This is a genomic window from Bradyrhizobium retamae (assembly GCF_001440415.1).
GTDB lineage: Bacteria > Pseudomonadota > Alphaproteobacteria > Rhizobiales > Xanthobacteraceae > Bradyrhizobium > Bradyrhizobium retamae.
Genome location: NZ_LLYA01000079.1, coordinates 83,362 through 106,992, shown reverse-complemented (window position 1 = coordinate 106,992; position 23,631 = coordinate 83,362). Strand labels below are relative to the sequence as shown.

The following is a 23,631-nucleotide window of genomic DNA, read 5'->3' as shown; positions in this document are numbered from 1 at the left end:
TAGCGCGGCGCGCCCTTCGTGAACGCGAACGTGCTGCGTGGGACTACAAAGCCGACAAGCCGGACACCATTCGCGAGTTTATGTACGTGCCCTAGTTGACTTGCGCCGTCGCCGGCCGACGCGGCGCTGGCGCGGGCTGATCGAAAAGTTCGGGCACGAGATCGATTCCCGCACCGGCGAGGCGCACGCGCACCTCGGCGGCGACATATTTCACATATTCCGACAGCAATAGACGTAGCGTCGCGCCGCTGGTCCACCACGGCTCGTCGCGCCATTTTTCGCCGATCACCGCGAACGGAATCAGCGTAACATCAGGCATCGCATGCGACAATTCCAGAATGGCCCGCGGCATGTGGTAATTCGACGTCACCACGATCAGCGACTTGAAGCCGCGCTCCTGCGCCCAGCGCCGCGTCTCGGCGGCATTGCTGCGCGTGTTGACCGCAGAGCGGTCGAGATCGACGCAACAGCCGAGCAGCGACTGGTTGTCGGGCAGCGAGCGCGAGATGTCGCGCACGGCGTTGGTCGGATGCACCCCCGAAATCAACAGCCGGCTGCCGTAGCCGCCGGCCAGCAATTCCATCGCATCCGACACCCGCGACGAGCCGCCGGTGAAGACCACGATGCCGTCGGCGGTGCGCGCCGGCTTGATTTCGGCGCCGCGCAATTGCGAGAGAAAGGCGATGAAGCCCAGCGCCGCGCCGACGAACAGGATCGCCATGGAGCCGACGATGACGGCGCGCAGCCATCCGCGCGGCCGCGCGGCCGGCCTCCTCGGCGTGCTGTCGTCGTGCTGCAAACTCATGTAGTCCGGCAATCCCTCTTCCCGTGCACAATTCTAAAAGGTTTTCAGACGAAGTGGAGTCCCGGTCGACCCCGATCAACAGCACCATTGGCCGGCTCAGTCGATATCGTCCAGCGTCGCAAACAGCGTCCGCCGCGACGCCCAGGCGGTAATGGCGGCAATCGCCACGGCCTGTACCGCCAGCGCCAGATAGCCGGATGGCGGCAGCGAAAATGTCCCGAGCAGCGCTGCGAACTGATCGCCGACCGGGGTGCCCGAGAACCAGCTCGCGATCGATTCGGAGAACCCGAAACCGAGCATCGCGGCGCCGCCGCCGATCAGCCCGCCCTCCAGCCCTAGCCTGAGAAAATGCCGCAGGAAGTGGTTGGCGATATAGCGGTCGCCGGCGCCGACGAAGTGCAGCACCTCGACGATCGGGCGGTTCGCCGCCATCGCGCCGCGGGTCGCGAACGACACCGAAATGATCGTCGCCACGATCACCAGTGCGAGAATGCCGATGCCGGCAAACACGGTGGCGCCAGTCATCGAGCGCATGCGCTCGATCCAGGCGCGGTGATCGTCGACGCTCGCCGATGGCGCCACTTGCGTCACCCTGGAGCGCAACGCAGCGAGGTCGAGCGTGGTGCCTGGCTGGACCCGCGCGACGACAACGCGCGGCACCGGCAATTGCTCGATCGACAGCCCGCTGCCGAGCCACGGCTCCAGCAAACTGGCCGATTCATCCTTGCTGAACGGTTTAACCTGGACGATGCCGGGCTGCGTCCGCATCGCCTCCACCACCGCGGCCGCGTCGCGCTCGAGATCGCGCCCTGCCTGCGGCCGCACCTGAACGGTGATTTCGCTGGCGACTTCGGATTGCCATTCCGCCGCCGATGCGCTGACGAGCAGCACGGTGCCGGTGGTGATGGAAGCGAGGAACGTCATGATCGCGACGACGGCGACCAGCGCGCGGCCGGAAATCGACGCCCGCGGCACGATCGGCGACATGTTGCGCGCCCGCGCCGGCACCTGCGGACGTTCGTTGCCGAGGTCCACCAGCGGCCCATGCTCGTCACCGGCCCTACTCATAGATGTGCAGCCGTCCCTGGTGCAGCACCATCCGCCGCGCCTCGTACTGGTCCATCAGCGTGATGTCGTGGGTCGCGATGATCACCGCGGTGCCCAGCCTGTTCAATTCGATGAATAGCCGCAAGAGGCGCCGGCCGAGCGTCGGATCGACGCTGCCGGTCGGCTCGTCCGCCAACAGCAATTGCGGCCGCGAGATCACCGCGCGCGCGATCGCCGCGCGCTGCTTCTCACCGCCGGACAGGATCGGCGGCAGCGCGTCCATGCGCTCGCCGAGGCCGACCCACTTCAGGAGATCGATCACCTCGCGGCGATAGCTGGATTCGTCACGGCCCATCACGCGGAACGGCAGCGCCACGTTCTCGTAGGTCGTCATGTGGTCGAGCAGACGAAAATCCTGCAGCACGATACCGATGCGCGTGCGCAGACCGGCAATCTGATCCTTGCCGAGCAGCGAGACGTCCTGGCCGAACAGGTTGACGAGGCCACGGGTCGGCCGCAGCGACAGAAACAACAGCCGCAGCAGCGAGGTCTTGCCCGCGCCCGAGGGACCGGTGAGAAACTGGAAGGAATGGGCGGGAATCACGAAGGAAAGGTCGCGCAAAATCTCCGGGCCGAGCCCGTACCGCAAACCGACATTTTCGAACCGAACCAAGCTCAGCTCCGCTCGACATGTACCATGACCGAGCTCCGCTCGGCGTGGACGGTGGCCGGAAACCCCGGACTTGAACCTGGACCCGAACCTGAACTTTGGGCTCGTGGCCCGCTGGTCTGGGCGCCAACCCGACAAAACGGTTTTGCGGCCGTTATGGTTTCCGATTCGTTAACGGTCGGTATGTAGCATCCGGGCGAAGACACTGGTGAGATGGGCTCCATGCATATCGTTTGTCCCCATTGTACAACATCTTACGCCATCAATCCGACCACCTTGGGCACCGGCGGGCGCACCGTCCGCTGCTCCCGCTGCAAGGAAACCTGGCTGGCGCGGCCCGAGGACGCGGTCGAACTGGCCGCCATGCCGGCAGCCATGCCAAGCGCTCCGCTAGCTCCTGCGCAATCGAGCCAGCCGGCCGCAAACGATGCCGCGGCCGAATGGGAGGCGATGGCGCGCGAGGAGGAGGAACAGGACACCCCGGTGGTCGACAGTCCCTCGATTTCGGCAGGCTGGCCGGCCGAGGGCGAAGGGTCGCGCCAAGGTGGCGACAGAGGCGGCGACAGCGACTGGCCATCGATTGCCCGGCACGATGCGGAAGACCATGGGGATATCCCGATCACCACGCACCGCGAGCGGCTGGCCCGTCTTTTCCGGCTGCCCTCCCTGCCCCGTATTCCGTTCATCCCCTCCGTCGGCCTGCCGACCGCCTGCGCCGCAATGGGCGCGCTGATACTGGGGTTGATGATCTGGCGCATCGAAATTGTGCGGCTGCTACCGCAAACCGCGACGTTCTACAAGATGGTCGGGCTGGAAGTGAACCTTCGTGGGCTGGCGTTCAAGGACATCAAGATTAGTAACGAGACCGTGGACGGCAAGCCGGTTCTGGTCATCGAGGGCGTGATCGTCGGCGAGACCAAAAAACCGGTCGAATTGCCGCGGCTGCGCTTCTCCGTCCGCGACGCGCAGGGCGCCGAGATCTACGCCTGGAACGCGGTGCTGGAACAGCCGGTGCTCAAGCCCGGCGAGCGCGCCTATTTCAAGTCGCGGCTGGCTTCGCCGCCGCCCGAAGGCCGTAATATTGACGTACGCTTTTTCAACAAGCGGGATCTGGCCGGCCACGCCTGAATCTGGCCGCGCTTCCGCAAGGCGAGAGATCAAGGCTTCATGCCACGCGTGCTGATTGCCGATGACGAAGACTCCATGCGCTCGCTGGTGGCACGCGCCATCGCCATGGATGGCCACGAGACCGTCACCGCCGAGGACGGCGCCGACGCGCTCGATATCCTGACGCGCGAGCAAGGCCTATTCGACCTGCTCTTGACCGACGTCCAGATGCCGGTCATGGACGGCATCGCGCTGGCGCTGACGGCGGCGCGCGATTTTCCCAACCTGAAGATCCTGCTGATGACGGGCTTCGCCGACCAGCGCGAACGCGCCTCCGGCCTCAATGCGATCGTGCACGACGTGGTGACGAAACCGTTTTCGGTGCACGACATCCGTACGGCTGTGGCCGATGCGCTGGCGGCGCGGAAGGCTGGGTAAGCCAGAAAAGCGGGCGACGGCGCCCGCATCCTCAACTCGTCATACCCGCCAAAGGGTCGCGCGAATGTGCGCCCGATGACAGGCTCCGGCGGGGTATCCAGTACGCCGCGGCTTTTCGGCTCAATCACCGGCGTCTCTGGAATACTGGGTCGCCCGGCTCGACCGGGCGATGACGGCGGAGTGCGAGGCGAGCGCTCAATAATCCTTCAACAGCCGCTCGATGTAATCCAGTTCGATCTGCGGACGGGCCGGATCGCCGAGACGGCGGCGCAGTTCTTCCAAAATCCGGCGGACCCGTTGCACGTCAATCTCGCCGGGGATCTTCACCGAATAGTCGTCGGTGAATTCGTTATGGCGCATCGGCCGTCCGAGCGGATCGGTCGAGTTGGCGGCGCCCTGCTGGCGGCCTCTGGGGTTGCCGGGGCCGTCGCCCGGCTGGTCGCCGTCACCTTGCTGCATGGCTTCCGCAAGGCTCTGGGCGCCCTTGCGCAGCGCGTCGAGCGCACGTCCCTGCGAGTCCACCGCACCCTCGGCATTGCCATCGCCGAGTCGGCCGGTGGCATCGCCCATGGCCGAATCGGCCTGGTCGAGCCCGTCCTCGCCATCGCCTTGCTCGCCGCCTTGACCCTGCTGGCCCTGACCCTGTTGGCCCTGCTGCCCCTGCTGGTCGCCACGCTGGCCCTGCTGGCCGCGCTGGCCCGGGCCCATGCCGCGCTTGGCGAGCTCTTCCTGCAACTTCTTCAGGCGGTCGCGCAGGCCCTGCTGGTCCTGCTGCAGGTCGCCCATGCTCTGGTCGCCCTGCTTGTCGCGCATGCGGTCGCGCCGCGAATCCTGACCCTGCTTGTAGGTCTTGTCGCGCAATTGCTGCTGCTTGCGGATCATGTCGCCGAGCTCGTTCAGCGCCAGCTCCATCTCGTTGTCGCCGCCTTGGCCGGGCTGCGCCATCTGCAGGTTTTCCAGCATCTGCTGTAGCTGTTCCAATAGCTGCTTGGCGGCATCCTTGTCGCCGGAACGCGACATCCGCTCCAGCCGGTCGAGCATGTTCTTGAGATCCTGCTGGCTCAGCATTTTCGTATTGGGATCGAGCGGGCGCGCCTGTTGCTGCGGGTTGTTGCGGAACTGCTCGGCGAGCTGGCGCAGGAAATTATCCAGCGCAGCGCGCAGATTATCCGTCAGCTTCTTGATCTCCTCATCGGTGGCGCCACGCTCCAGCGCCTGCCTGAGCGCGTCCTGCGCCGCACGCAACGCCTTCTCGACATCGGTGATGTTGCCGTCCTCGATGGTGACGGCAAGCGCCCACAGGCTGGCGACGACCTCGCGCAGCGCGGCATCGGTGCGCGCCTCCTCCAGTTGGTGCTTAACACTGAACAGACCGAGATAGTGACCGGCTTCGGGAGTGAACAATTCCGGCGCGATCATCAGCGCATCGAGGGCGGTATAGACTTGCGAATTCTGATTGGCATCGAGCGCCAGAATGCGGCGCTGTTCGATCAGGGCGCGGGCGAGGGGTTTGGTGAACAGCCGTTCCGGCAGCCGCATGTTGAACGGCTCGCTCTTGCCCTCATTGCCGGCCTCGTCCTTGGCCGTGAGCGTCAGCGTTACATCGGCGCCGGCATAGGGATCCTCGCTGAGATCCTTCACGGTCTGGCCGACGCCATTGCGGGTGCGCGCATTCGGCAGCACCAGCGCAAACTGCGGCGGCTCGAACAGCGGCCGTGGCTCGGCCTTCTCGGCCTCCTTGTTCTTGTCTTCCTTGTTGCCTTCCTTATTCCCTTCCTTGCCGGAATCGGGGACACGGACGGCGAATTGCGCGCGTGCTTCGGTGACGCCGTAATCATCCTCGAGCTTGTAGGACGTCTGCAGCGAGCCGCGGGCCTGGCGCTCCGGATCCTTCGCCAACGAGATGGTCGGGGCACGGTCGGGCGTCGCCGCGAAGCGCCACAGTGGCTGGCCGGAGGGCGCTCGGACATGCGCGGTGCCGTCACCCGTGATCTTGAAATGCCGTTCGTTGGTGCCCTTCGGCGCCTGCTCGCTGGGCGCGACCTCCGTCACGCCGCCGCCGACCACGACGTCGATATTGCCGCCGCTGGAGCGCACCAGCAGCGTGCTGCCTCCAGGCACCGGCAATGGTGCCCCGCTATCGGGAGAAGCCGCATCCCTGTTGGCGGCAGACAGAATGACCGGCGGCTTGCCGGTATAGAGCGGCGGGGTCACCCAGGCATCGACCCTGACGTTGGCCGGCGCCAGCACGCCGTTCCAGTCGAATGCCGCAGCAATTCGTAGCCGGCGCTCGTCGCCCGCGGCGACATAGGCGGCCGCCAGCATTACCATGACCAGCGCACGCAGCGCCCAGGGGTCGTGGATCGCCAGCCGCGGCGAAGGCAGCCCGGCGCGGATCCGTTTGATAGAGGCCAGCGTGCGCTCGCGCTGCTCCCGCCACAGCGCCTGCGCGATCGGATCATTGGTCGAGAGTGTATCGGTCAGCGCGGTCGCCGGGCGATGGCGAATGCCGGTGCCGCGGTCGAGCCGGCTCAACGCCTCTTCGCGGCTCGGCCAGCGAAATCGCGCGAGCGGGAACAATGCGGCCAGCGCCGCGAGGGCGAACAGGCCAAGGCAGATCGCGCGTGCAAGGAACGGCAGCGCCAGCCATAATCCGGCCCAGGACACCACCAGGAACAGCCCAATGACGCTCAGAAACCGGACGAGCCCTGGCCAGCTACGTTCCCACGCAATCGCGTATTGGGCTCGTTGCAGAGCCTGCGTCAGTTGAAGCCGCGCAACAGCATCCGGCTCGCGCGCTGGCTTTGTGGGATCGGGGGAAGCGCCGCTCAACAATCTCTCCGGGTTATCGATAAGTCAGCCTATCACAACGGCGGCAATGAGGCACCCGTTCCCGGGGTAACCCACACCCGGAAATGCGCATAACATAACACGAAGGCGTGACTGAGGGCATCCCACGCCGTAACGTTTGCGCCGAACCGTAAAACTACGAGGAAACGACATGGACCAGAAGACGCACGACAAGGGACTGGAAATTCGCAAAGCGGTGCTCGGCGAGGCCTATGTCGACAACGCGTTGAAGAACGCCGACAGTTTTAACAAGCCGTTCCAGGAACTCGTCACCGAATATTGCTGGGGCGCGGTGTGGGGCCGCGAGGAACTGCCGCGCAAGACCCGCAGCATGCTCAATCTGGCCATGATCTCGATCCTAAACCGCCCACATGAACTGAAGGCACATATCAGGGGCGCGCTGACCAACGGCGTCAGTCGCGACGAGATCCGCGAGATCTTCATGCAGGCTTCGATCTATGCCGGCATCCCCGCCGGCGTCGACAGCTTTCGCATCGCGCGCGAGGTGTTCGCGGAATTGGACAAGGGCTGAGGCGTAGCACCATGGAAATAGGATTCATCGGCCTCGGGAAGATGGGCTTCCCGATGGCGCGCCGCCTGATCGAGGCCAAGCATCAACTCACCGTGTTCGATACGCGGCAGGAAGCCATAAGCAAGCTCGTCGCGCTCGGCGCGCAGGCGGCATCGTCGCCGAAGGATATCGCCGACCGCTGCGAGACGGTGCTGGCGAGCCTGCCGTCGCTGCAGGCGTCGCTTGACGTGGCGACCGGCGCAGGTGGCGTGGTCGAAGGGAGGCGCGTCAAACGCTTCGTCGATCTCTCTACCGTTGGCTCGCAAATGGCGTCCAGAATTCACGGTCTTCTAGCGACGAATAACATCGTGCAGATCGACAGCCCCGTCAGCGGCGGCGTCGGAGGCGCCGAGAAGGGAACGTTGGCCGTGATGGTCTCCGGCCCGCGCGCCGATTATGAGCTGACAAAACCCGCGCTCGACGTCATCGGAAAAGTGTTTTTCATCGGCGAGAAGCCCGGCTCGGCGCAAACAATGAAACTGGCGAACAACTTCCTGTCGGCGACCGCGATGGTGGCGACGTCGGAGGCGGTTGTGATGGGCGTCAAGGCGGGGCTCGATCCGGCCGTGATGATCGACGTCATCAACGCAGGCTCCGGGCTCAACACGGCGAGCCGCGACAAGTTTCCGCGCTCGGTGCTGCCGCGCAGTTTCGATTTCGGCTTTGCCACGGGACTGATGGTGAAGGACGTGCGGCTCGCGCTGGAGGAGATGAAATCGCTGGGGCTATCGATGGAAGTCGCCGAAGCGGTCGGGCGCTTGTGGGAAGTCATCATCCGCGACGAGGGCGCGGAGTCGGATTTCACCGCGGCGATCAAGCCGATCGAGAAGGCGGCGGGCGTGGTGGTCGGCGGCGCGAAGTGAGGTGGCGTAGGATGGGTGGAGCGCAAGCGATACCCATCACGTTTCCGCACTGACATTGATGGGTATCGCTTCGCTCCACCCATCCTACGAAATCACAGCCACGGCGCCGGCTTATCCATCGCGATCAATTCCTCGACCTCGATGCGGGGGCGGACCACGGCGTACTGGTCGTCCTTGACGAGGACTTCCGGCACCAAAGGCCGCGTGTTGTAGAAGCCGGATTGCACCGCGCCATAGGCGCCGGCGGTCATGATGGCCAGGAGATCGCCGGCCTTGGGCTCGGGCAAATTGCGATCGAGCGCAAGATAGTCGCCGGTCTCGCAGACGGGTCCGACCACGTCGGCCGTGATCGTTGGCGTGCCCTGCGCTGGCTCGCGAACGGGGAGAATATCGTGGTGCGCTTCGTAAAGCGTCGGGCGGATCAGATCGTTCATCGCGGCGTCGATGATGACGAAGTTCTTGGCTTCGCCCGGCTTCACATAGATGACGCGGGAGACGAGGATGCCGGCATTGCCGACGATCATCCGCCCGGGCTCGAACATCAGCGTACAACCGAGATTGTGCGTGACACGCTTGACCATCGCGGCATAGGCCGACGGCAATGGCGGAGCCTCGCGGTCGGCGTGATAGGGGATGCCGAGCCCGCCGCCGAAATCGATATGCTCGATCCTGTGGCCATCGGCGCGCAGCGTCTGCACGAATTCTGACAGAATCCGGAACGCGGTTTCCATTTTAGAGAGATCAGTGATCTGGCTGCCGATGTGCATATCGGTACCGGTCACCTCGATCCCCGGTAAGCTGGCCGCACGGGCATAGACCTCGCGTGCGCGTGCAATGGGAATGCCGAATTTGTTCTCGGACTTGCCGGTGGCGATCTTGGCATGCGTGCCGGCGTCGACGTCCGGATTGACCCGCAACGAAATCCGCGCGGTCTTGCCGGTCTCGACCGCAAGCTTCGACAGCAGCTCCAGTTCGGGTTCGGACTCGACGTTGATGCAGAGGACATCGGCCGCGAGCGCCGCCCGCAGTTCTATCTCGGTCTTGCCGACGCCGGAAAACAGAATCTTGCCAGGCGGAATCCCCGCCGCCAGCGCCCGCTTCAATTCGCCGCCGGAGACGACATCGGCGCCAGCGCCTAGCTTTGCCAGGGTGCGCAGCACCGCCTGGTTGGAATTGGCCTTCATGGCGTAACAGACCAGCGTCTTCTCGCCGGCAAAGGCCTCAGTGAAAACGCGGTAGTGACGCTCCAGCGTCGCCGTCGAATAGCAATAGAACGGCGTGCCGACGGCATCCGCCAGTTCGGACAGGTTCACGGCCTCGGCGTGCAGCACGCCGTTGCGATAGTCGAAGTGATTCATAGCGCGCTCAGTCTCAGTCCAGCAGCGGATCGAGAACGAATTTCTTCTTGCTGCCTTTGGGGGCCGCGGGCGCGGCTTCGGACCCGTAGGTCGAATTGAAGACGCCGGGCTGCGCCGCGCGCTCGGCCTCAGTATCTGACGTGCCCGACACTTGCGGCGCGTTTGGCGGCAGATCGAGCCCGCCCTTGCGTCCGCAGCCGCCGAGCGCGAGCGCGGTCACGCTCAGCAGGATAATGGCCCATCCCGACGATGATGGGCGGTAGTTATTGATCACGACGAAATCCCCAATGCGCGCCGCACCATACAAAGATTGCTTCAGTCTGGCGAGTGCCGATGGGCCACGGACAGTCATGAAATAGCAGCGAAATTTTCTCTTCACACCTATTTTCGCTCTTTTTCCAGCCGTTTCAGCCAGGCTTTGGCCTGCGAAAGCACGTTCTTCGGCGCGGTGCCGCCATAGCTGGTCCGGCTCTTGACGGAAGCCTCTACCGAAAGAACCCGCAGGGCGTCCGCGGTGATTTTGGGCTCGACTTCCTGCATCGCCTTGAGCGGAAGCTCGTGCAGCGCCACGCCCTGCTCCGACGCGAGGGCGACGATTCGCCCGGTAACATGATGGGCGTCGCGGAACGGCATCTTCAGCGTCCGCACCAGCCAGTCGGCGAGATCGGTGGCGGTGGCGTAGCCCTCGCCGGCCGCGGCCTTCATCCGCGCCTCGTCGGGGACGAGATCGAGGACCATGCCGGTCATCGCGCGAATCGCGAGCGAGAGCGCGGAAAACGCCTCCATCGCACCCTGCTTGTCCTCCTGCATGTCCTTTTGGTAGGCGAGCGGCAGCCCCTTCATCACGATCAAAAGCCCGTTGAGCGCGCCGATCACCCGGCCGGTCTTGGCGCGCACCAGTTCGGCCGCGTCCGGATTGCGCTTCTGCGGCATGATCGAGGAGCCGGTGGTGAACTTGTCGGAGAGCCGCACCAGCCCCACCAGCGGCGAGGTCCAGATCACGATTTCCTCGGCAAAGCGCGACATGTGCACGGCCGCGATCGACGCCGCCGACAGGGTTTCGAGCACGAAGTCGCGGTCCGATACTGCGTCCAGCGAATTGGCCATAGGGCGGTCGAAGCCGAGCGCCTTGGCGGTGGCAGTGCGATCGATCGGAAACGAGGTTCCGGCGAGCGCCGCGGCGCCGAGCGGCGATTCGTTCAGCCGCTTTCGCGCGTCGGCAAAACGGCCGCGGTCGCGCGCCGCCATCTCGACATAGGCGAGCAGATGATGCCCGAAGGTGACGGGCTGGGCGGTCTGCAGATGGGTGAAGCCCGGCATCACGGTTGCGGCATGCTCCACGGCGCGCTCGGCCAGCGCGTGCTGGAAGGCAGCCAGCGCCGCGTCCGTCTCGTCGATCGTGTCGCGGACATAGAGCCGGAAATCGGTAGCCACTTGGTCGTTGCGCGAGCGCGCGGTGTGCAGCCGCCCGGCGGCCGGCCCTATCAATTCGGAAAGCCGACTCTCGACATTCATATGGATGTCTTCGAGCGCGCGCTTGAAGTCGAACGAGCCCTTGCCGATTTCTGACAAAATCGTGTCTAGACCCTTGCCGATATTTTTCGCATCACTCGCGGTGATAATGCCTTGCGCGGCCAGCATTGCAGCGTGGGCCTTGGACGCGGCGATGTCCTGGGCATAGAGGTGACGATCGACGTCGATCGAGACGTTGATTTCCTCCATGATCGCATCGGGGCGCTCGCTGAACCGGCCGCCCCACATCTTGTTGCTCATGACTTCCCAAGCCCTGCCATCTATACCGTCGGAGTAAGCGAAACGCCGTGGCGGTTTCGACCGTAATTCGACCGTAACCTTGAGCCCTGCATAGCCGTAACTGACACAGGATGACAAACGATATGCCCGAAATGTCCCCGCCCCGCCCGGCCACGAGGCGCCGGATCCCGATCGCCATCGGCGCGGTGGCGGCTGCGGGCGTGGTCGGATTGGGCGCGTTTTACGGGCTCGGCAGCTTCAAGCGCGGAACGGGTGGCGATCCATCCTGTGCGGGAGCCGTCGAACTGGCCCGCAAGATATCGCCACTGGCGCATGGCGAGGTGGCCGCGCTGACCATGGCGACGACGCCGTTACGGCTGCCCGACCTCGCCTTCGAGGATGCCGAGGGTAAGCTGAGGAAGCTGTCGGAATGGCGCGGCAAGACCGTGCTGGTGAACCTCTGGGCCACCTGGTGCGTGCCTTGTCGCAAGGAAATGCCGGCGCTGGAGAACCTGCAGGCCAAGCTCGGCGGCAAGGATTTCGAGGTGGTCGCCATTAACATCGACACCCGCGACCCCGAGAAGCCGAAAAACTTTCTTAAAGAGGCCAATCTGACTCGGCTCGGCTATTTCGCCGACCAGAAAGCCAAGGTTTTTCAAGATCTTAAGAACATAGGCAAGGCGCTGGGCATGCCCACTTCAGTGCTGGTGGACGCCCAGGGCTGCGAGATCGCCACCCTTGCCGGCCCCGCCGAATGGGCCAGCGAGGACGCAATCAAGCTGATCAAGGGCGCGATACAGCCGATGAAGGCGGGGAGTTAGGTAGGGGCTAGTTTAGGCCGCAATATTGAGGTTGCCGCCGACGCCGGGGGCGAGATTGGCGGTCGAGGGCGTGCCGAGCAGCGTCTGAACCGCGGCCTTCTCGGCGTCCGCATTCTGCTTGATGATCGAGGTCTGGATCTGCTGCTGCGTGCCTGCCGCCTGCATCGCGAGCATGCTCGAAACCATAGCCATTATATCCATACGCAGCACTCCTCAAACCTGAGGGCACCGTACCCCGGCACCGGTTAATGAATGCTTGGCAAAACTGAGCGGTGGAGAAGTGAGCTGAGTGCAACCTACGAATTCGCGACCGTCAGCGCGTCGGGACCGGTTTGTCGCCGCGGTAGTCGTAGAAACCGCGCTGGGTTTTGCGCCCCAGCCAGCCGGCCTCGACATATTTCACCAGCAGCGGGCATGGCCGGTATTTCGAATCCGCCAACCCCTCATGCAGCACCTGCATGATCGACAGACAGGTATCGAGCCCGATGAAATCCGCCAATTCCAGCGGCCCCATCGGATGGTGCGCGCCGAGCTTCATGGCAGCGTCGATCGCCTCGACGTTGCCGACGCCCTCATAGAGCGTGTAGATCGCCTCGTTGATCATCGGCAGCAGGATGCGGTTGACGATGAAGGCTGGGAAATCCTCCGATACCGCGACCTGCTTGCCGAGCTTGCCGACAAATTCCTTGGCGGTGTCGAAGGTCATATCGTCGGTGGCAATGCCGCGGATCAGTTCGACCAATTCCATCGCCGGCACCGGATTCATGAAATGAATGCCGATGAAGCGCTCGGGACGATCGGTCGAGGCGGCGAGCCGGGTGATTGAGATCGACGAGGAGTTGGTGGCGACGATCGCTTCCGGCTTCAATACCGCGCAAAGTTCGTGAAAGATCTTGCGCTTGACCTCTTCCTTTTCGACCGCGGTCTCGATTACGAGGTCGCAATCCGAAAGCCCGTCGAGCGTCTCGGAGGAGGTAATCCGCTCCAGCGCCTTCTTGCGCGCGTCCTCGGTAATGACCTGCTTGGCAACCTGCCGCGACAAATGGCCGTTGATGGTCGCCATCGCCGATTTCAGCCGTTCGTCGGAGACGTCGTTGAGCACCACGTCCAAGCCGGCGAGCGCCGCCACATGCGCAATGCCGTGGCCCATCTGGCCCGAGCCGATCACGCCGACCTTCTTGATTGTCACCGCCATCTTGTCATCCACCGGAACGGCGCGCATATCGCGCCTGTTCATCTCTAAACCTCAGCTACGATATCACCAGACGCGAGGTTTCAGTCCCACCATTGGCACGTATTCTTCACGCGAAGCTTAATCCCCTTCGCCCGCATCCCCTTAAGGTAAACACCGGCCGGACGTTTGCGCGTCCGGCCGGTGCTCCGTTACTTTCCGAGCTTGCCGAGCGCGTCGGTCAGTTCAGGAACCGCCTGATAGAGGTCCGCGACCAGGCCGTAATCGGCGACCTGGAAGATCGGCGCGTCTTCATCCTTGTTGATCGCAACGATCACCTTGGAATCCTTCATGCCGGCGAGATGCTGGATCGCGCCGGAGATGCCGATTGCGACATATAGTTCCGGAGCGACCACCTTGCCGGTCTGGCCGACCTGCCAGTCGTTGGGCGCATAGCCGGCATCGACCGCGGCGCGCGAGGCGCCGACGCCCGCGCCGAGCTTGTCGGCGAGCGGCTCGATATATTTGGCAAAGTTCTCGCGGCTCTGCATGGCGCGGCCGCCGGAAACGATGATCTTTGCCGAGGTCAGTTCCGGACGGTCGCTCTTTGCCACCTCTTCGCCGAGGAAGCTGGAGAGGCCCGGATCGGCCGCAGCGGCGGCGTCCTCCACCGGCGCACTGCCACCCTCGCCCGCCGCGGCAAAGGTCGAGGTCCGCACCGTGATGACCTTCTTGGCGTCCTTGGACTTCACCGTCTGGATCGCGTTGCCGGCATAGATCGGCCGCTCGAAGGTATCGGGCGAAACCACCTTGATGATCTCGGACACCTGCATCACGTCGAGCAGAGCTGCGACGCGCGGCATGACGTTCTTGAAGCGCGAGGTCGCAGGCGCGACGAAGGCGTCATAGTTAGGGGCCAGCGACACGATCAACGCGGCCAGCGGCTCGGCGAGATCATGGGCATAGGCGGCATTGTCCGCGAGCAGCACCTTCTTGACGCCGGCAAGCTTGGCTGCGGCATCGGCCGCACCCTTGGCGTTCTCGCCGGCGACCAGCACGTGCACGTCGGCGCCGAGCGCAGCGGCCGCCGTCAGCGTCTTGTTGGTGGCATCCTTGATCAACGTGTTGTCGTGTTCGGCAATCAATAGCGTCGTCATCAGAGAACCCCGGCTTCGGTCTTGAGTTTGGAAACGAGCTCAGCGACGTCCTTGACCTTGACGCCACCCTTGCGGCCGGGCGGTTCCGATGTCTTGAGCACTTCGAGATGCGGCGTGAGATCGACGCCGTAATCGGCGGCACTCTTGTCGTCGATCGGCTTCTTCTTCGCCTTCATGATGTTGGGCAGCGACGCATAGCGCGGCTCGTTCAGCCGCAGGTCGGTGGTGACGATCGCCGGTCCTTTCAGCTTCAGGGTCTGCAGGCCGCCGTCGACCTCGCGCGTGACCTTGAAGTCTGCGCCTTCAACTTCGAGCTTGGACGCAAATGTCGCCTGCGACCAGCCGAGCAGCGCGGCCAGCATCTGGCCGGTCTGGTTCGAATCGTCGTCGATCGCCTGCTTGCCGAGAATGATGAGGCCGGGCTTCTCGGCATCCGCTACGGCTTTGAGAATCTTCGCGACCGCCAGGGGCTCGACATTGCCTTCGGCCTTGACCAGGATGCCGCGGTCGGCGCCCATGGCGAGACCTGTCCGGATCGTCTCCGAGGCCTGCGCCGGGCCGATCGACACCACCACCACTTCGGTCGCCTTGCCGGCTTCCTTCAGCCGCAATGCTTCCTCGACGGCGATTTCGTCGAACGGATTCATCGACATCTTCACGTTAGCGAGTTCCACGCCCGTTCCGTCGCTCTTGACGCGGACCTTGACGTTGAAATCGACCACCCGCTTTACCGGCACAAGAACCTTCATCGATCCTCTTTCGCTTGAATTCTGGGGTTGATCAGCTTGTTATTAGCTTGGGCGCGGAACCTAAAGGTCCCGCTATCGGCGGTCAACGCGCGAAAGCCAAAAATCGGCCCCGGAAGGCCCTACCTTCAAGGCTTACCTTAACGGTTCTGACCCGGCACCCACAACACGTCTCCGGCTCCATTATCGTTCATGGCGCGGCTGGCCACGAACAGGAAATCGGACAGGCGGTTCATATACTGAATGGCAGCCGGGCTCACCGGCTCCTCCGGGTGCGCGGCGAGTTCCACCATGATCCGTTCCGCCCTGCGGCATATGGTACGGGCGAGGTGCAGGTATGCGGCAGCGGGGGTACCGCCGGGCATCACGAACGAGGTCAGGGGCGCGAGATGATCGTTCAGCGCATCGATGTCGCGCTCGAGCCGCTCGACCTGGCTCGACAGCATCCGGAGCCGCTCGGCCTTGCCGTCGCGCTGGGGCACCGCAAGGTCGGCGCCGAGATCGAACAAATCGTTCTGGATTTGGCCGAGCATCGCATCGAGTTCGCGGGCATCGCCGAGGTGCAACCTCACCACGCCGATGGCGGCGTTGGTTTCATCTACGGTGCCGTAGGCGCTAATGCGCAGATCGTATTTCGGGCGGCGCTCGCCGCTGCCGAGCGCCGTGGTGCCGTCATCGCCGGTCTTCGTATAGATGCGGTTGAGCACGACCATCGACGCTTCCCCTTTCCTGATCCTTATCTACCCAACGCCCACACCACGACCATGGTGATGACGATGGCAATGAACTGCAGCAGCACCCGAAGCCGCATCAGGTGCTGCGAGCGGTTCGGCGAGCCGCCCCGCATCATGTTGACGAGGCCAAGCAACAGCACGATGGCCACGGCCGCAACCGCGATGGGGAGGACGATCGAACTCAGAAAGGATGCCATCGGCGGTACATAACACCGCGAGGCGCTGACTTCCACACGATCACAACTCTCGCACCACCGCTCGACGATCTGGCTTTTAACCCAATAATATCAGATGCTAGCTCCGGCTTAGGACCGGACCGCGATACCCCGATCGAGGTGAGATGTGAAGCTCATTCGCTACGTCTACCTCGTCGTCATGGAGGCGTTTTACACGTTCCTCGCCGATGACGGCTGGGCGATCGCGAGCCATATCGCACTGTCGACGCTGATGGCGCTATTTCCGTTCCTGATCGTGCTGACGTCGCTGGCTGGCTTTTTCGGCTCCAAGGAGCTCGCCGATGGGGCCGTCGGACTGTTGCTTCAAACCTGGCCGCAACAGGTCGCCGACGCGCTGTCAGGCGAAATCCACGACGTACTGACGACGACGCGCGGCGACATTCTGACCGTCGGCGCGGTGCTGGCGGTCTATTTCGCCTCCAACGGCGTCGAGGCGCTGCGGGTCGCGCTGAACCGCGCCTATTCGGTGGTCGAGCCGCGGGCGTGGTACTGGCTGCGGCTGGAATCGATCGGCTACACGCTGGTCGCCGCCGTCACGTCGCTCTTGATGGCGTTCCTGATCGTACTCGGTCCGCTGATCCTGGAGACGGCGCGCCGCCACATTCCCTTCTTCGTCGAGTCCAACGAAAGCCTTCTCACCTTCGCCCGCTACGGCATCACGATCGCGGCGATGACAGTGGCGCTGTTCGTGCTGCATGCCTGGTTGCCCTGCGGCCGGCGGAGTTTTCTTCAGATCCTTCCGGGTATCGTCTTTACGATGGTGGGTTCGCTGATCTCGGGCGTCGTGTTCGGCCAGTATCTGGCGCGCTTCGCCAGCAACTATGTGACGATGTATGCGGGACTTGCCTCGGTCATCATCGCCCTGGTGTTTCTGTATTTCATTTCGGCGATTTTCGTCTTCGGCGGCGAACTGAACGCAGCCATCATGAAGTCGCAACTGCCGAAGGGGATGTCGCTGCATGCAGCGCAGTCGCCAGGGCGCGCGGGCTCACAGGCTTGACCAGAAAGATCTCGGCGCCGGCGGCGCGCGACGCCGCCTCGTCCTCGCTGCGGCCTGATATGCCGATGATCGGAATGCGCCCGAGCGGCGGCTCCAGCGCGCGAATGCGCCTGATCGCCTCGACGCCATCGATACCCGGCAGCACCATGTCCATCAATACCGCATCGAATGCTCCTTGCGCGAGCCGCTCGGGCGCCGCCTCGCCCTGGCCGATGAAGTCGGTCTGATGACCGAGTTCAGTCAGGATCGTGTTGAGCACGACGCGGCCGAACGGATTGTCTTCGACGCTGAGCAGGCGCAATGGCCGAGGCGAACTGATCGATACCTCGCCACCGGCACCGGACGCCGCCGTCACGGCGTCCTTTGCGGGCGACATTGCGACGTTGAGGGTAAAGGTGGCGCCGCCGCCCCGGCGTTGCGTCACGGTGATGTCGCCGCCCATGGCACGCGCCAGTTGCTTGACCGACGACAATCCGAGCCCGGCGCCGCCGAAGCGCGATGCAATGGAGGCATTGGCCTGCGAGAACGGCCGGAACAGGCGCTTGATTTCGCTCAGCGCAAGGCCGATCCCGCTGTCGGAGATCGCGAACGAGACGGCGACCTTGCCCTTCGGACCCCGCACGGGCCTGACCTGCAGCCCAACACTGCCTTGTTGAGTAAATTTTACCGCATTGTCGATCAGGTTCTCGAGCGCGGCGCGCAGGCGGACGGGATCGCCGATCGCAAACCCTGGAAGCTTTTCGGAAATATCGACCGACGACTGCAGACCCTTGGCCGCGGCGCGCCCGGTCAGCGAATCGCCGGCATTGCGGGCAAGCGCCTGCAGGTCGAAGAAGTCCTGCCGCACCTCGAGCCCGGGGCCGCCGCTGCGCGCGGCGTCGACGAACAGGGTCGCAAGGCTCGCCAGATGTTCCGCGCCCGCCTTGATGGTGTCGACCCAGCGCCGTTCGCGTTCGTCAAGGTCCGAGGTCGCGAGCAGATTGCTGATCGCGAGAATGCCGGTCAGCGGCGTGCGGACCTCGTGCGCAAAGGCCGCCAGCGCAGTCTCGACCATGCCGGGCGCAGCGATGGCGGACTTGCGCGTGCCGCGTTTTTTGACCGCGGCGCCGAATACGCGCTTTTTCGCTCGCCGCTTCTTGACTGTTCCCGTGGTGCCTGGTGAGCGCCGCTTTGCCGCCATGATCCCCCTTCCTCTGCCGCGACCAGCATGACACGCGATGGCGGCCGGTGTCACGGAGACGTTTTCAACAACCCGCAGTAGTACTACAGGAATCGTCGGGCAAGCCGACGAGGCTGCGAATATCCGCAGGCGTCGCACCTTGCCCACGCAAGTCGCGCAAGGCCGTAGCTTGCGTCGATTTCGACAGCTTGAGTCCCGACGCATCCTCGATGAGGCGATGGTGCCGATACACCGGTTGCGGCATACCGAGCAACTGTTGCAACACCAGGTGGACGCTCGTCGACCAGAACAGGTCCCTTCCCCGTACCACGTCGGTCACGCCCTGCAGGGCGTCGTCGATCACGACGGAGAGATGATAGCTGGTCGGCGTCTCCTTTCGGGCCAGCACAACGTCGCCCCACGCTTCAGGGCGCGCGGCGACGACGCCGGTCTCGCCGCCGGGCCCAGCACCCTCTTCCTGCCAGGCCAGTTCCTTCGTGCGCGCGAGCGCTGCCTGCATATCGAGCCGCAGCGCATAAGGCGCACCTTGCGAGATCAACTCTTGGCGCCGGTCCGGCGGCAGCGATTTCGCGACGTCCGGATAGAGCGGTGCCCCGTCGGGATCCCGCGGCCAGGGCGCGCCGGCCTCGCGCTGCGCGACCAGACGGGCGATTTCCGCGCGGCTCTCGAAGCTCGGATAGATCAGGCCCAAGCCTGCCAATTTTTCGACCGCTTCGCGATAGCGCGCAAAATGCTCCGATTGCCGCCGCACCGGCGTTTCCCAGGAAATCCCGAGCCAGGCGAGGTCTTCATAGATCGCCGCCTCGAATTCCGGCCGGCAACGCGTCGTATCGATATCCTCGATCCGCAGCAGAAACCGCCCGCCGAGCTCGCGCGCGAGATCAAAATTCAGGAGCGCCGAATAGGCGTGGCCGAGATGGAGATAGCCGTTCGGGCTGGGGGCAAATCGGAAAACGGGTGGCGACATTACGCGGCCGTCGTCATGCCCGGGCTTGTCCCGGGCATCCACGTCTTACCGTGTCGCAAACTGAGATGCATGTCGAGACCATGAGCCAAGAGCGACGGCCTCCTGTATGTTGTCATAACCGAGAATCTCATTTGATCGGCAAGATAGGAAGACGTGGATGGCCGGGACAAGCCCGGCCATGACGAAGAGAGAGAAATGACCATCCACCTCAACAGCCAGTCCGATCTCGAAGACGCCGTCCATGCATTGGTCAAGCAAGACCCGAGGCTCAAGCCGATTTTTGAGCTCACGGGCATGCCGGCGCTGCGGCAGCGCGCGCCGGGGTTCGCGGGGTTAGCTGCAATCGTCTGCGGTCAGCAATTGTCTACTGCCAGCGCCGGGGCGATCTGGGCGCGGCTGACGGCCGCGTTCGATCCGTTCGATCACGAGGTCATCCGCAAGACCCGCGCCGACCGCCTCGGCCGGCTCGGGCTTTCGGCCGCCAAGATCAAGACGCTGAAGAACATCGCGCGCGAACTGGCCGCCGAGCGGCTCAATCTCGAGGTGCTGGCGGAAGAGGATGCGGATGCCGCCCACCACACGCTGACCGCGCTGCCCGGCATCGGCCCCTGGACTGCCGACATTTACCTGCTGTTCTGTCTCGGCCATGGCGACGCCTGGCCGGCCGGCGACCTCGCGGTGCAGGAGGCCGTGAAGATCGGGCTTGGCCTGAAGGCACGCCCGACCGTCAAGCAGATGGCGCCGCTGGCGGAACCGTGGCGTCCCCTGCGCGGTGCGGCGGCGCATCTGTGGTGGAGCTATTATCGCGTGCTGAAGAAACGCGAGGGCGTGCTTCCCGACAAGATCACCCCCGCAGTCGTACCCGATCCTCGCGCGCGGAAACCGTGACGAAGTCGATCAGCGCCCGCACGGCGGGCAGGTCGACGAGATCGGGATGGGCCAGCAGCCAGAGGTCCGCAACGCTGGCGAGCTTCTGTGGCGCGACGCGGACGAGGTCCGGATAGGCGGCCGCGACAAAGCAGGACAGCGTCGAAATCCCAAGGCCCGCGCGCGCCGCGGCGAGCATGTCGCCTTGCGACGAGCAACGCATCACCATCGAACCCTGCCGCGTGATCGCGTCGCTCCAGCGCGCCAGCCGCTCGTTCGACAACCGGTCGGCGAAGCCGATGACGCTGTGGCCCTTCCATTCGTCGCGCCGCTCGGGCAGGCGCCGCCGCGCGGCATAATCGCGTGAGGCGTAAAAGCCGGTGCCGAGCCGGCCGATCTTGCGGCCGATCAAATTCTCCTCGCCGCTGTCTACGGGGCGCAGCACGACATCGGCCTCACGGCGTCGGACGCTCGCCGGATACGGATGGGTGATGATCTCGAGCTGAATATGGTCGTGCTGGCGCAGAAACGGCCCGAGCCGCGGCATCAGCCAGTGCGAGGCGAGCGTGGCGCCGATCGACAGCTTGACCACGCCGCGTGCCTGCGCACCGGTCGCCGAGACCGCCGCTTCGGCGCGCAACGCCGCCGCCGCCATCGCCTCGACATGCTCGTGAAATTTCCGGCCCTGCGAAGTCAGCGAAAGACCTTCGTTGGACCGGGCGAACAGGGGAATGCCAAGCTGGTCTTCCAGCTCGGCGATCTTGCGGCCGACCGTCGGATGGCTGGAGCGCAATCGCCGCGCGGCCGCCGCGAAGCTGCGGGTCTCGGCCACCGCGACGAAGGTCTTGCACAGGTTCCAATCCATCCGCTCCTCCGCCGCGACGCGCGGCTCATGTTCATTTCTGGCGAGCGAGCTGTTCAATATTGAACGGCCGCGGCCTCCCGTCCAGTCCTATAATGAACGTCAATCAAGTGCAGGCCAGCGGCTTCGCCCAGCCCGACGCTCGCAAATCCACAGCAACAGACGCGCTCCGGCCGTTACCGGCCTTGCGCGATCAAGGGAGAGACCGAATGCCGTTGCCCGCTTCGCTTGCCAATTCGCTCGAACTGCCGGTGGTCGGCTCACCCTTGTTCATCGTGTCCGGGCCCGAGCTCGTCATCGCCCAGTGCAAGGCCGGCATCGTCGGCTCGTTTCCGGCGCTGAACGCGCGACCGGTCGAAAAGCTCGACGAGTGGCTGACGCGCATCGACAACGAGCTCGGCGAGTACAAGGCGCTGCATCCGGAAAAGAAGGTCGCGCCCTACGCGGTCAACCAGATCTGCCACGCTTCCAACGACCGGCTGATGAAGGACATGGAGACCTGCGTGAAGCACCAGGTTCCGATCATCATCACCTCGCTGCGGCCGCCGATCGAGATCGTCGAGGCCGCGCATTCCTATGGCGGCGTGGTTTTCCATGACGTGATCAACGTCAAGCATGCGCGGAAGGCCGCCGAACATGGCGTCGACGGTCTCATTCTGGTTTGCGCCGGCGCCGGCGGACATGCCGGCACGCTGTCGCCGTTCGCGCTGCTGCGCGAGGTGAAGCAGTGGTTCAAGGGCACCGTGCTGCTGTCGGGTGCGATCTCGGATGGTTGGGGTATCGCGTCGGCGCTCGCGCTCGGCGCCGACATGGCCTACATGGGCACGCGCTTCATCGCCACCGCTGAAGCCAATGCCGATCCGGCCTACAAGGCCGCGCTGATCGGCCACGCCGCGCACGATATCGTCTATTCCAACCTGTTCACCGGCGTGCACGGCAATTATCTCGGCCCGTCGATCGTGGCCGCGGGGCTCGATCCCGCCAATCTGCCGCAAAGCGACAAGTCGAAGATGAATTTCGGCTCCGGCGGCAACACCAAGGCCAAGGCGTGGCGCGACATCTGGGGCTCCGGTCAGGGCATCGGCCAGATCGCCGACGCGCCGCCGGTAGCCGAGTTGGTGGAGCGGCTCAGGTGCGAATTCGCCGACGCCAGCGAGGAATTTCTGAAACGAGCGCGTGCGTAAGACACGCCGGATTCAACGACAAGCCAATCAAATAAACAGAGGGATGGGAATCATGAGACTGTCGCGACCTGTGTTGACTATCGCACTCGCGTTGCTGGGAAGCACCACGGCTCTCGCCGAAGGAGACAAGGGTGAAATCCGCATCGGCCAGACGCTGCCCTATAGCGGTCCGGCATCCGGCTTCGGCATCATCGGCCGGGCGCAGGAAGCCTATTTTGAGAAGATCAACGCCGGGGGCGGCATCAACGGCCGCAAGATCAAGTTCTTCAGCCTTGATGACGCGTACTCGCCGCCCAAGACGGTCGAGCAGACCCGAAAGCTCGTCGAGCAGGAAGAGGTGCTGCTGACCTTCGGCTCGCTCGGAACCGCCACCAACAACGCCGTGCATCGCTACCTCAATAGCAAGAAGGTGCCGCAGTTGTTCGTGCTGAGCGGCGCAACCAAATGGGCCGACCCGAAGAATTTTCGGTGGACCATGCCGGGAATGGCGACCTATCAGTCCGAAGGCGTCGTCTACGCCAAGCATGTCCTGCAGACCAAGCCCGACGCCAAGATCGCCATCCTGTCGCAGAACGACGATTTCGGCCGCGACTACGTCGCCGGCTTCAAGCGGGCACTCGGCGACAAGGCCGCGACCATGATCGTGTCGGAGGCAACCTACGAGACCAGCGCGCCAACCATCAGCTCGCAGCTTGCGACACTGAAGGCCTCGGGCGCCAACGTGATGTTTGGTGTCGTGCTCGGCAAGTTCACCTCGCAGATGATCAAGGGCGTCGCCGAGATCAATTGGAAGCCGGATCTGTTTTTCGTGCCGACCTCGGCGTCATCGATCTCGTTCCTGGAGCCGGCCGGGCTGGAGAACGCCGTCGGCCTGATCTCGTCCAGCAACCAGAAGGACACGATGGACGTTCAATGGGCCAATGACCCCGGCGTGAAAGAGTATTTCGCGTTCATGAAGCAATATTTGCCGAATGCAGACCTCTCCAATTCGAACTACGCCGCCGGCTATCACTATGCGAACCTGATGGTGAAAGTTCTGATGGCTTGCAAGGACGACTTCAGCCGCGAGAACATCATGAAGCAGGCCGCCTCGTTGCGTGATGTGGCGCTTCCACTGCTATTGCCGGGCATCACGGTAACGACCGCAGCCGATGACTACCTGCCGTTCCAGCAATTACGGCTGCGCCGCTTCGACGGCAAGAGCTGGGTCGGCTTCGGTGAAATTCTGGACGACCGCTAAGCGGC

Annotated in this window: 25 protein-coding genes; 9 read left to right on the top strand and 16 right to left on the bottom strand. The window is 64.1% G+C overall.

The genetic code is table 11. From position 1 onward, the window contains the following. Positions 1-91: 91 nt before the first annotated feature. The 3 genes from CQ13_RS10680 to ftsE form a co-directional block, all read right to left on the bottom strand. Positions 92-805: a YdcF family protein gene (locus tag CQ13_RS10680; protein WP_057842854.1), complete on the bottom strand. Its 714-nt coding sequence runs from the start codon at positions 803-805 to the stop codon at positions 92-94. A 96-nt stretch (positions 806-901) separates the two neighbouring features. Then, positions 902-1,873, bottom strand: coding sequence for a cell division protein FtsX (locus CQ13_RS10675; protein WP_057842853.1), 972 nt, complete (start codon positions 1,871-1,873; stop codon positions 902-904). Beyond that, complete coding sequence (gene ftsE / locus CQ13_RS10670) at positions 1,866-2,525, bottom strand: cell division ATP-binding protein FtsE (RefSeq protein ID WP_028348200.1); 660 nt, start codon at positions 2,523-2,525, stop codon at positions 1,866-1,868. The genes CQ13_RS10675 and ftsE overlap by 8 nt, the downstream gene beginning before the upstream one ends. Before the next feature lie 219 nt (positions 2,526-2,744). Between ftsE and CQ13_RS10665 the strand changes: the two genes are divergently transcribed. Both CQ13_RS10665 and CQ13_RS10660 read left to right on the top strand, forming a co-directional pair. Beyond that, positions 2,745-3,650 carry an MJ0042-type zinc finger domain-containing protein gene (locus CQ13_RS10665; RefSeq protein WP_057842895.1) on the top strand — a complete coding sequence of 302 codons (906 nt, stop codon included), beginning with the start codon at positions 2,745-2,747 and terminating at the stop codon, positions 3,648-3,650. Positions 3,651-3,689: 39 nt separating this feature from the next. Continuing rightward, positions 3,690-4,067, top strand: a complete 378-nt coding sequence (locus tag CQ13_RS10660) for a response regulator (RefSeq protein WP_057842852.1) — start codon at positions 3,690-3,692, stop codon at positions 4,065-4,067. Between the two features lie 195 nt (positions 4,068-4,262). Here CQ13_RS10660 and CQ13_RS10655 read toward each other — a convergent pair whose 3' ends face one another. Then, complete coding sequence (locus tag CQ13_RS10655) at positions 4,263-6,899, bottom strand: TIGR02302 family protein (protein WP_057842851.1); 2,637 nt, start codon at positions 6,897-6,899, stop codon at positions 4,263-4,265. A gap of 169 nt (positions 6,900-7,068) precedes the next feature. Here CQ13_RS10655 and CQ13_RS10650 point away from each other — a divergent pair, with 169 nt between their 5' ends. Next, the gene (locus tag CQ13_RS10650; RefSeq protein ID WP_057842850.1) at positions 7,069-7,449 is read left to right on the top strand and encodes a carboxymuconolactone decarboxylase family protein; all 381 of its coding nucleotides are present in this window, start codon (positions 7,069-7,071) and stop codon (positions 7,447-7,449) included. A gap of 11 nt (positions 7,450-7,460) precedes the next feature. Beyond that, a complete protein-coding gene (locus tag CQ13_RS10645) occupies positions 7,461-8,351 on the top strand; it encodes an NAD(P)-dependent oxidoreductase (RefSeq protein WP_057842849.1) in 891 nt (296 codons plus the stop codon). Between the two features lie 92 nt (positions 8,352-8,443). Here the strand turns inward: CQ13_RS10645 and lysA are convergent, their stop codons facing one another. From lysA to argH, 3 genes are all read right to left on the bottom strand, one after another. Next, positions 8,444-9,709, bottom strand: a complete 1,266-nt coding sequence (gene lysA / locus CQ13_RS10640) for a diaminopimelate decarboxylase (RefSeq protein WP_057842848.1) — start codon at positions 9,707-9,709, stop codon at positions 8,444-8,446. Between the two features lie 13 nt (positions 9,710-9,722). After that, positions 9,723-9,983, bottom strand: a complete 261-nt coding sequence (lptM, locus tag CQ13_RS10635; protein WP_057842894.1) for an LPS translocon maturation chaperone LptM — start codon at positions 9,981-9,983, stop codon at positions 9,723-9,725. 107 nt (positions 9,984-10,090) lie between these two features. Beyond that, positions 10,091-11,482, bottom strand: coding sequence for an argininosuccinate lyase (gene argH, locus CQ13_RS10630; protein WP_057842847.1), 1,392 nt, complete (start codon positions 11,480-11,482; stop codon positions 10,091-10,093). A gap of 122 nt (positions 11,483-11,604) precedes the next feature. Here argH and tlpA point away from each other — a divergent pair, with 122 nt between their 5' ends. Continuing rightward, positions 11,605-12,282 (top strand): thiol:disulfide interchange protein TlpA, encoded by a 678-nt coding sequence (gene tlpA / locus CQ13_RS10625; protein WP_430649676.1) that lies wholly within the window; start codon positions 11,605-11,607, stop codon positions 12,280-12,282. Positions 12,283-12,294: 12 nt separating this feature from the next. Here tlpA and CQ13_RS10620 read toward each other — a convergent pair whose 3' ends face one another. The 6 genes from CQ13_RS10620 to CQ13_RS10595 all read right to left on the bottom strand — a co-directional run bounded on the left by CQ13_RS10620 (position 12,295) and on the right by CQ13_RS10595 (position 16,287). Next, the gene (locus tag CQ13_RS10620) at positions 12,295-12,483 is read right to left on the bottom strand and encodes a putative motility protein (protein ID WP_057842846.1); all 189 of its coding nucleotides are present in this window, start codon (positions 12,481-12,483) and stop codon (positions 12,295-12,297) included. 112 nt (positions 12,484-12,595) lie between these two features. Next, positions 12,596-13,477, bottom strand: a complete 882-nt coding sequence (locus tag CQ13_RS10615) for a 3-hydroxybutyryl-CoA dehydrogenase (protein ID WP_057842892.1) — start codon at positions 13,475-13,477, stop codon at positions 12,596-12,598. A gap of 188 nt (positions 13,478-13,665) precedes the next feature. After that, entirely contained in the window at positions 13,666-14,610 is a 945-nt protein-coding gene (locus CQ13_RS10610) for an electron transfer flavoprotein subunit alpha/FixB family protein (protein ID WP_057842845.1), read from the bottom strand. After that, the gene (locus CQ13_RS10605; RefSeq protein WP_057842844.1) at positions 14,610-15,359 is read right to left on the bottom strand and encodes an electron transfer flavoprotein subunit beta/FixA family protein; all 750 of its coding nucleotides are present in this window, start codon (positions 15,357-15,359) and stop codon (positions 14,610-14,612) included. The genes CQ13_RS10610 and CQ13_RS10605 overlap by 1 nt, the downstream gene beginning before the upstream one ends. A 137-nt stretch (positions 15,360-15,496) precedes the next feature. Further along, the gene (locus CQ13_RS10600) at positions 15,497-16,069 is read right to left on the bottom strand and encodes a cob(I)yrinic acid a,c-diamide adenosyltransferase (protein WP_057842843.1); all 573 of its coding nucleotides are present in this window, start codon (positions 16,067-16,069) and stop codon (positions 15,497-15,499) included. A gap of 23 nt (positions 16,070-16,092) precedes the next feature. After that, positions 16,093-16,287 (bottom strand): twin transmembrane helix small protein, encoded by a 195-nt coding sequence (locus CQ13_RS10595; protein WP_057842891.1) that lies wholly within the window; start codon positions 16,285-16,287, stop codon positions 16,093-16,095. A 178-nt stretch (positions 16,288-16,465) separates the two neighbouring features. Here CQ13_RS10595 and CQ13_RS10590 point away from each other — a divergent pair, with 178 nt between their 5' ends. After that, entirely contained in the window at positions 16,466-17,326 is an 861-nt protein-coding gene (locus CQ13_RS10590; protein WP_430649678.1) for a YihY/virulence factor BrkB family protein, read from the top strand. Here CQ13_RS10590 and CQ13_RS10585 read toward each other — a convergent pair. Together CQ13_RS10585 and gluQRS are read right to left on the bottom strand one after the other, a co-directional pair. Continuing rightward, positions 17,250-18,506 carry an ATP-binding protein gene (locus tag CQ13_RS10585; RefSeq protein WP_057842841.1) on the bottom strand — a complete coding sequence of 419 codons (1,257 nt, stop codon included), beginning with the start codon at positions 18,504-18,506 and terminating at the stop codon, positions 17,250-17,252. The two genes, CQ13_RS10590 and CQ13_RS10585, sit on opposite strands and share 77 nt — an antisense overlap. Positions 18,507-18,570: 64 nt before the next feature. Next, positions 18,571-19,473 carry a tRNA glutamyl-Q(34) synthetase GluQRS gene (gene gluQRS / locus CQ13_RS10580; RefSeq protein WP_057842890.1) on the bottom strand — a complete coding sequence of 301 codons (903 nt, stop codon included), beginning with the start codon at positions 19,471-19,473 and terminating at the stop codon, positions 18,571-18,573. A gap of 195 nt (positions 19,474-19,668) precedes the next feature. Here gluQRS and CQ13_RS10575 point away from each other — a divergent pair, with 195 nt between their 5' ends. Then, entirely contained in the window at positions 19,669-20,361 is a 693-nt protein-coding gene (locus CQ13_RS10575; RefSeq protein WP_057842889.1) for a DNA-3-methyladenine glycosylase family protein, read from the top strand. Here the strand turns inward: CQ13_RS10575 and CQ13_RS10570 are convergent. Then, a complete protein-coding gene (locus CQ13_RS10570; protein WP_057842840.1) occupies positions 20,318-21,205 on the bottom strand; it encodes a LysR family transcriptional regulator in 888 nt (295 codons plus the stop codon). The genes CQ13_RS10575 and CQ13_RS10570 overlap by 44 nt on opposite strands. 206 nt (positions 21,206-21,411) lie before the next feature. Here CQ13_RS10570 and CQ13_RS10565 point away from each other — a divergent pair, with 206 nt between their 5' ends. Both CQ13_RS10565 and CQ13_RS10560 read left to right on the top strand, forming a co-directional pair. After that, on the top strand, positions 21,412-22,386 hold the full coding sequence (locus tag CQ13_RS10565) for an NAD(P)H-dependent flavin oxidoreductase (protein ID WP_057842888.1): 975 nt from the start codon (positions 21,412-21,414) through the stop codon (positions 22,384-22,386). Positions 22,387-22,438: 52 nt separating this feature from the next. Continuing rightward, the gene (locus CQ13_RS10560) at positions 22,439-23,626 is read left to right on the top strand and encodes an ABC transporter substrate-binding protein (protein WP_057842887.1); all 1,188 of its coding nucleotides are present in this window, start codon (positions 22,439-22,441) and stop codon (positions 23,624-23,626) included. Positions 23,627-23,631: the final 5 nt, after the last annotated feature.

Coding starts and splice junctions, on each gene's coding strand:
- CQ13_RS10680 (WP_057842854.1), bottom strand. CDS start 805: ATGAGTTTGCAGCACGACGACAGCACGCCGAGGAGGCCGGCCGCGCGG.
- CQ13_RS10675 (WP_057842853.1), bottom strand. CDS start 1,873: ATGAGTAGGGCCGGTGACGAGCATGGGCCGCTGGTGGACCTCGGCAAC.
- CQ13_RS10665 (WP_057842895.1), top strand. CDS start 2,745: ATGCATATCGTTTGTCCCCATTGTACAACATCTTACGCCATCAATCCG.
- CQ13_RS10660 (WP_057842852.1), top strand. CDS start 3,690: ATGCCACGCGTGCTGATTGCCGATGACGAAGACTCCATGCGCTCGCTG.
- CQ13_RS10650 (WP_057842850.1), top strand. CDS start 7,069: ATGGACCAGAAGACGCACGACAAGGGACTGGAAATTCGCAAAGCGGTG.
- CQ13_RS10645 (WP_057842849.1), top strand. CDS start 7,461: ATGGAAATAGGATTCATCGGCCTCGGGAAGATGGGCTTCCCGATGGCG.
- lysA (WP_057842848.1), bottom strand. CDS start 9,709: ATGAATCACTTCGACTATCGCAACGGCGTGCTGCACGCCGAGGCCGTG.
- argH (WP_057842847.1), bottom strand. CDS start 11,482: ATGAGCAACAAGATGTGGGGCGGCCGGTTCAGCGAGCGCCCCGATGCG.
- tlpA (WP_430649676.1), top strand. CDS start 11,605: ATGCCCGAAATGTCCCCGCCCCGCCCGGCCACGAGGCGCCGGATCCCG.
- CQ13_RS10620 (WP_057842846.1), bottom strand. CDS start 12,483: ATGGATATAATGGCTATGGTTTCGAGCATGCTCGCGATGCAGGCGGCA.
- CQ13_RS10615 (WP_057842892.1), bottom strand. CDS start 13,477: ATGGCGGTGACAATCAAGAAGGTCGGCGTGATCGGCTCGGGCCAGATG.
- CQ13_RS10610 (WP_057842845.1), bottom strand. CDS start 14,610: ATGACGACGCTATTGATTGCCGAACACGACAACACGTTGATCAAGGAT.
- CQ13_RS10605 (WP_057842844.1), bottom strand. CDS start 15,359: ATGAAGGTTCTTGTGCCGGTAAAGCGGGTGGTCGATTTCAACGTCAAG.
- CQ13_RS10600 (WP_057842843.1), bottom strand. CDS start 16,069: ATGGTCGTGCTCAACCGCATCTATACGAAGACCGGCGATGACGGCACC.
- CQ13_RS10595 (WP_057842891.1), bottom strand. CDS start 16,287: ATGGCATCCTTTCTGAGTTCGATCGTCCTCCCCATCGCGGTTGCGGCC.
- CQ13_RS10590 (WP_430649678.1), top strand. CDS start 16,466: ATGGAGGCGTTTTACACGTTCCTCGCCGATGACGGCTGGGCGATCGCG.
- CQ13_RS10585 (WP_057842841.1), bottom strand. CDS start 18,506: ATGGCGGCAAAGCGGCGCTCACCAGGCACCACGGGAACAGTCAAGAAG.
- gluQRS (WP_057842890.1), bottom strand. CDS start 19,473: ATGTCGCCACCCGTTTTCCGATTTGCCCCCAGCCCGAACGGCTATCTC.
- CQ13_RS10575 (WP_057842889.1), top strand. CDS start 19,669: ATGACCATCCACCTCAACAGCCAGTCCGATCTCGAAGACGCCGTCCAT.
- CQ13_RS10570 (WP_057842840.1), bottom strand. CDS start 21,205: ATGGATTGGAACCTGTGCAAGACCTTCGTCGCGGTGGCCGAGACCCGC.
- CQ13_RS10565 (WP_057842888.1), top strand. CDS start 21,412: ATGCCGTTGCCCGCTTCGCTTGCCAATTCGCTCGAACTGCCGGTGGTC.
- CQ13_RS10560 (WP_057842887.1), top strand. CDS start 22,439: ATGAGACTGTCGCGACCTGTGTTGACTATCGCACTCGCGTTGCTGGGA.